A 6,535-nucleotide genomic window follows, 5' to 3' on the forward strand; every position below is an offset into this window, starting at 1 on the left:
AGCATTTTGGCCGGTCGCCGCCCCCTTGGGCCGCCCGCCCACCTTCCTGGAGCAGTCTGATGATCCCCCGCTATACCCGCCCGGAAATGGCCTCGATCTGGGAGCCGCAGACCCGGTTCAAGATCTGGTTCGAGATCGAGGCGCACGCGGCGGACGCCCTCGCCGAGCTCGGGACCATCCCCAAAGAGGCCGCCAAGACGGTCTGGGCCAAGGCCAAGGACGCCACTTTCGACGTCGCCCGCATCGATGAGATCGAGCGCGAGACCAAGCATGACGTCATCGCCTTCCTGACCCACCTTGCCGAAATCGTCGGCCCCGAAGCGCGCTTCGTACACCAGGGCATGACCTCCTCCGACGTGCTCGACACCTGCCTCAACGTCCAGCTCACCCGCGCCGCCGACCTCCTGCTCGCCGATCTCGACAAGGTGCTGGCCGCGCTGAAGAAGCGTGCCTTCGAGCACAAGATGACGCCGACCATCGGCCGCAGCCACGGCATCCACGCCGAGCCTGTGACCTTCGGCCTCAAGCTCGCTTATGCCTATGCCGAATTCTCGCGCGCCAAGGAGCGCGTGATCGCGGCGCGCAAGGAAGTTGCGACCTGCGCCATCTCCGGCGCCGTTGGCACCTTCGCGCAGATCGACCCGCGCGTCGAAGAGCACGTCGCCAAGGCGATGGGCCTCGTCCCCGAGCCGATCTCCACTCAGGTCATCCCGCGCGACCGCCACGCGATGTATTTCTCGACGCTTGGCGTGATCGCCTCCTCGGTCGAGCGTATCGCGGTGGAGATCCGCCACATGCAGCGCACCGAGGTGCTGGAGGCCGAAGAGTTCTTCTCCGAAGGGCAGAAGGGTTCGTCGGCGATGCCGCACAAGCGCAACCCGGTGCTGTCGGAAAACCTCACCGGCCTCTCCCGCATGGTGCGCGCCTATGTGACGCCGGCGCTGGAGAATGTCGTGCTCTGGCACGAGCGCGACATCTCGCACTCCTCCGCCGAGCGCATGATGGGCCCGGATGCCACCGTGACGCTCGACTTCGCGCTGGTGCGCCTCGCCGGCCTGATCGACAAGCTGCTGGTGTACCCCGCCAACATGCAGAAGAACCTCGACCGCCTCGGCGGCCTCGTGCATTCGCAGCGCGTGCTGCTGGCGTTGACCCAGAAGGGCGCAAGCCGCGAGGACGCCTACAAGCTGGTGCAGCGCAACGCGATGCCGGTCTGGCGCGGCGAAGGCGACTTCCTCCAGCTCCTGAAGAAGGACGCTGAAGTGAAGAAGTATCTCACCGACACCGAGATCGAGGAGCAGTTCGACCTCGGCTACCACCTCAAGCATGTCGACACGATCTTCAAGCGCGTGTTCGGCGAGAGCTGAGCGCGCGTCCGTAGAAACCGGAGGGTGGTTAGCCGCAGGCATAACCCACCATTCCCCGTGACAAGGCGGTGGGTTACGCTACGCTAACCCACCCTACGAACAAGAAACGGATCCCCTCATGCCCATCGTCAACCGCGTTGCCGCCCTCTCCGACGAAATGGCCGCCTGGCGCCATGACTTCCATGAGAACCCGGAGCTGCTCTACGAGGTCCATCGCACCGCCGGCATCGTCGCCGATCGCTTGCGCGAATTCGGCTGCGACGAGGTGGTGACGGGCATCGGCCGGACCGGTGTCGTCGGCGTGATCCGCGGCCGCAAGTCCGCCTCCGGCAAGACCATCGGGCTGCGTGCCGACATGGACGCGCTGCCGATCATGGAGACGTCGGGCGTCACCTACGCCTCCAAGGTGCCCGGCAAGATGCACGCCTGCGGCCATGACGGCCACACCGCCATGCTGCTCGGTGCCGCCAAATATCTCGCCGAGACGCGCAATTTCGACGGCACCGCGATCATGATCTTCCAGCCTGCGGAAGAAGGCGGCGGCGGCGGCAAGGCGATGGTCGAAGACGGCTTGATGACGCGCTGGAACATCCAGGAGGTCTACGGCATGCACAACATGCCGGGCCTGCCCGAAGGCCATTTCGCAACGACGCCCGGCGCGATGCTCGCCTCGTCCGACAACATCCAGATCACCGTCCACGGCAAGGGCGGCCACGCCGGCGCCGGTCCGCACAAATCCGTCGACAGCGTGCTGATCGGCTCGCAGATCGTCAACGCGCTACAGTCGATCGTCGCGCGCAACGTCGATCCGCTGAAGTCCGCCGTCATCTCGATCACGCAATTCCACTCCGGCACGGCCTTCAACATCATTCCTGAAGTCGCCGAGCTCGGCGGCACCGTCCGCACGCTCGATCCTGAAGTGCGCGATCTCGTCGAGCGCCGCATCGGCGAGGTCGCCGAGAGCGTCGCCCGCGCCTATGGCGGCTCGGCCGAGACCAAGTACACGCGGATGTATCCGGTGACGATGAACCATGCGCGCGAGGCCGGCCTCGCCGCCGACGTCGCCCGCGACATCGTCGGTGCCGAGCGCGTCAACGACAAGTTCATCCCGATGATGGGCGCCGAGGACTTCTCGTTCATGCTGGAAGCACGTCCCGGCGCGATGATCCTGGTCGGCATGGGCGACGGCAACGAGTGCCACCACCCGGCCTATGTCTTCAACGACAACATCCTCGGCCACGGCGCCTCCTACTGGGCGCGCCTGGTGGAGACGCGGATGCCGGCGGGTTAGCGCCGCTTCGCGGCAGCCGTGGCACTGGCGACATTCCCGCCAAAGGGCCACGCCACGCGGAGCCCGTCATCGAGCCGCAGAGCGTTGCCCCGTTGGCTCTTCCGTCTCCAGCGGGCGAGATGCGGCCTCGTCTGAGGCGAGCGGCAGGGTGAACTGGAAGAAGGCGCCCCGCGGCTCGTTTGCGCCGGCCCACATCCGCCCGCCATGTGCCTCGATGATCGAGCGGCAGATGGCGAGACCCATCCCCATGCCTGTGGGCTTGGTGGTGTAGAAGGCTTCGAACAGGCGATCCACGTTCTTCGGATCCAGCCCCGGACCGGAATCCCGCAAGGTGACGTGGACGCCGTCCGATGCATCCCGACCGGTGCTGATCAGCAACTCCCGTCCCCCCTCGCCGACCGCGGCCATCGCCTCGATCGCGTTGACGATCAGGTTGAGCACCACTTGCTGAACTTGAACCCGGTCGGCCTGAATCGGCGGCAAGCCCTCGGCAAATTGCATTCGCACCGAGACGCCGTTCTTGAACGCTTCGCTGCGTGTCAGCGCGATGACCTCAAGCACCGCCGGGTTGATCTCCAGTGTCTCCTTTTGCGGGGGCGCGTTCCTGATGAGCGCCCGGATCCGGCCGATGATGTCGCCGGCTCGCATACCATCACCGGTGATCCAGTCGAGGGTCTGTCGAACCCGCTCCAGGTTTGGCGGTCGCGCCTCCAGCCAATTCAGCCCGGCCTCGGCGTTCGCCACGATCGCGGCGATCGGCTGGTTGACTTCATGGGCGATCGAAGCGGTTAGCTGTCCCATCGTGGTGACGCGATTGGCGTGCGCAAGCTCCATCAGCGCTTCACGGTAGCGCCGCTCGTGTTCGCGGCCTTCGGCTTCCGCCCGCTTGAGAGCCGTCAGATCAAGGACAAAGCCGACGCCATGATCCGTACCTTCTCCGAACATGGTCCCGCCGATCAGCACCGGAACACGGCTTCCGTCCTTCCGCACATACTCCTTCTCGAATGGCTGGGCCGTCCCGATCCGCTTCAGTTCCGCCACGGTATGCAAGTCGCGGTCGCGCCATTCCGGCGGCGTGAGGTCGGTCCGATGCAGGCGCCCTGCGGCGAGATCTTCCCGGTCGTATCCCACGATGCGCAGGAAGGCATCGTTGGCCTCGAGAATGCGCCCCTCGACTTCCCAGATGATGATGCCGATGATGTTGGCATCGAACAGGCGCCTGATCTTGATATCCCGTGCTGCAAGATCACTCTGGAGCTGGATGTTCTCCTCGGTCGCCTCCCGCCGCCGTTTCGCTTCGAGCCGCGCGAGCGCCAGCGCCGCTGCGGCCAGCGCGACGACGAGGACAACGGCGCCGGCGATCAGCCAGGTCCAACGTTGCTCGAATGCTTCTGCGCGCGCCTCCCGGCCGGCGAGCCGAAAGCGCTCGTGATCCACCATCTGGTCGATTTGCGAGCGGATCTCGTCCATGCTGCGGATCATTGCCAGCGCGGCCAGCCCGGACGTGCCGGCCGTCTTCAGCAGCTCGTCGATCTCGCGCAGCGTGGCTGTAACGGTCAGCGCCAGATGTCCGGCCCGAAGGCCCTGCATCGGATCATCCGCCACCAACATCTGCAGCGCCTGAGCCTCGCGCCGTACGCTTTCGTCAGAGACGCCGTAGGCCTTGAGATAGGCGGGGTCGAGGGTCATGAGATACCCGCGCCTTTCAGTCTCCAGTTCCGCGACGATCGCCCGCAGCCGATCAAGCGTTTCGAGGACCTGGCGGCTATGCTCGATGAAGTGATGAGCTGCTTGCCGCTCCTGCCAATATTGCAGGCCGAGGAAGCTGGTCGCGGCAAACAGGGTCACAAGCACTGCGACCGCAAGGATCAGCGGACGAGCAAACCATCGCAGAGGCAGGGCCCGAACAGGTACGGACATTGGCCGTGGGTCTTCGATGCTCGTGTGACCGCGCGTGTTCTGGTGCCGACGCCAGAGCATGATGGGACAATAGCACGGATAAGGAGGTCGGGAACCCGACATTCATCGGATACGCCAGAGGTCGGGCCGTGATGTCGCAGGACTGCGGCACCGTGCGTGTGCTATGGATGAATGCCCTTGGTTGATTCAAGGAGCATCATCATGGCACAGGGTGAAAACTCATTGAGCCATCCGGCGAGCCGCCGCAGTTTCATCAAGGGACTGGGGGCAGCTGGCGCGGGCCTGACCGCGCTGCCGCGATGGGGCTTTGCCGAGGATTCCGCTGCGGCTAACGCCAACGCCGCGATCGACTGGAAGCAATTTGCGGGACAGACGATCGCACTTTCGGGTGCGATCCATCCGTGGTCGAACGCGATCGCGCCGCTGTTGCCGGAGTTCACCATCCTCACCGGCATCAACGTCACCATCGATTTCCAGCTGGAAACCACCTACCTCGGCGCGCTGCCGATCAGGCTCGCTCGCGGCAGTAGCACGCCCGACGTCTTCATGTTCACGACCTATGGCCAGGGCATCACGAACGGATGGGTGGAGCCACTGAACGGCTATTATTCCATGAAGTCGCTGACCGACCCCGCCTGGTATGACGAGAGCGACCTGCTCAAGACGGCCCGCGCCTTCCCGCTGTGGTCGGACGGCGAACGGTACGCGGTCCCGATTACCTCAGAGGCGACGACCCTGTTCATCAACAGCGATGCGCTGGCAGCCAAGGACCAGCCGGTACCCCAGACTTTCAACGAGCTGCTTGTCACCGCCAAGGCGGTCAAGGGCAACGGGATGTCGGGGATCGCGATGCGGGCCCAGGCGAGCGGCAATTCCTCCCCGCCAGCCATGGGCTTCCTGTTCTCCTACGGTGGGGCCATGGTCGAGCACAACAGGGTCGTTTTCGCGAGCCCGGAGGGGATCGCGGCCGTCGAGATGTACGGACAGTTGCTCGGTCAAGCCGGGCCTGCCGGCGTCGGCAGCTACGAATGGTACCACGTGCTGGACGACTTCCTGCAGGGGCGGACGGCCATGGCGATCGACAGCAGCAACTTCGCGACCGACATTTCCAATCCAGCGAAAAGCCGTGTCGCCAAGCAGGCCGGGTTTGCAACCTTTCCGCATCTCGCCGGTCGCGGCCCTGTCCCCTTCATGTCGCACTGGCAGGCGTGCATCAATTCCAAATCGCGAAACAAGCGCGCGGCTTTCCTGTTCCTGCTCTGGGCGACGAGCAAGGCGACCTCGCTGCAGACTGCTGCAGCAGGGCTGGCGACGACACGCGTGTCGGCCTGGTCGAGCGAGGGCTTCAGGAAGGCGTTCGGTCCGCAGGCCGCCGAGGCGGCGCTGATCAATTTGCAGAATGCCGACGTCGACCGCGCCAAGGCGATTCTTTTCCATCCGCAATCGAGACTGATCCTGGACGCCTTCATGATCGGCGTGAATGAAGTGGTCAACGGGGCGAAATCGGCCAAGGATGCGATGACGGGCGCGGCCGAAAGGGCCAATGCGGCGATCCGCGGGTAGCGGCGAGGCGTCACCCAATCGGAAGAGGTGGCCACGGCGGACAAGTCGCCGACTCCCGCTGCGCGGCGATTACCCCTGATATTGCAGCACGTGCATGCCGGCGTTCCAGTCGGAGACGAACATCAGCCCGTCGGGCCGCACATAGGAATCGCAGGTCTTGGCTGCGAGCGCGACGTTCGGGCGGGGGTCGACGAGTTTTTTCGGTGTCGGCGGCACCCAATACGCGATCTCCTTCGGCGCAAACTGATCCCTGACGTCAAACACCCTGACGCCGGCATTGTTGTAGGTCGCGAAAATCGTCTCCTCGCTCTGGAAGGAGCCGGGGCGGTTCTCGTGCAGATTATGCGGACCGAAGGTGCCCTTCGCACAGAAGTCGCGATCGCGTGGCGTCGGC

4 protein-coding genes and 1 pseudogene are annotated in these 6,535 nt (G+C 64.9%); 3 read left to right on the top strand and 2 right to left on the bottom strand.

Annotated features, from left to right (window positions below):
- Window positions 1-59: 59 nt before the first annotated feature.
- Together purB and AC1DW2_RS02515 are read left to right on the top strand one after the other, a co-directional pair.
- Window positions 60-1,367: an adenylosuccinate lyase gene (purB, locus tag AC1DW2_RS02510; RefSeq protein ID WP_477005151.1), complete on the top strand. Its 1,308-nt coding sequence runs from the start codon at window positions 60-62 to the stop codon at window positions 1,365-1,367.
- A 118-nt stretch (window positions 1,368-1,485) separates the two neighbouring features.
- Window positions 1,486-2,658, top strand: a complete 1,173-nt coding sequence (locus AC1DW2_RS02515; protein ID WP_283016982.1) for a M20 aminoacylase family protein — start codon at window positions 1,486-1,488, stop codon at window positions 2,656-2,658.
- Between the two features lie 66 nt (window positions 2,659-2,724).
- Here the strand turns inward: AC1DW2_RS02515 and AC1DW2_RS02520 are convergent, their stop codons facing one another.
- Window positions 2,725-4,578 carry an ATP-binding protein gene (locus AC1DW2_RS02520; protein ID WP_346283423.1) on the bottom strand — a complete coding sequence of 618 codons (1,854 nt, stop codon included), beginning with the start codon at window positions 4,576-4,578 and terminating at the stop codon, window positions 2,725-2,727.
- A 201-nt stretch (window positions 4,579-4,779) separates the two neighbouring features.
- On the opposite strand from AC1DW2_RS02520, the gene AC1DW2_RS02525 reads away from it, so the two are divergent.
- Entirely contained in the window at window positions 4,780-6,141 is a 1,362-nt protein-coding gene (locus AC1DW2_RS02525) for an ABC transporter substrate-binding protein (RefSeq protein ID WP_477005152.1), read from the top strand.
- A gap of 69 nt (window positions 6,142-6,210) precedes the next feature.
- Here the strand turns inward: AC1DW2_RS02525 and AC1DW2_RS02530 are convergent.
- A pseudogene (locus tag AC1DW2_RS02530) lies at window positions 6,211-6,535 on the bottom strand (LVIVD repeat-containing protein); the annotation flags it as partial.

This window comes from Bradyrhizobium sp. P3_C3 (assembly GCF_056402655.1).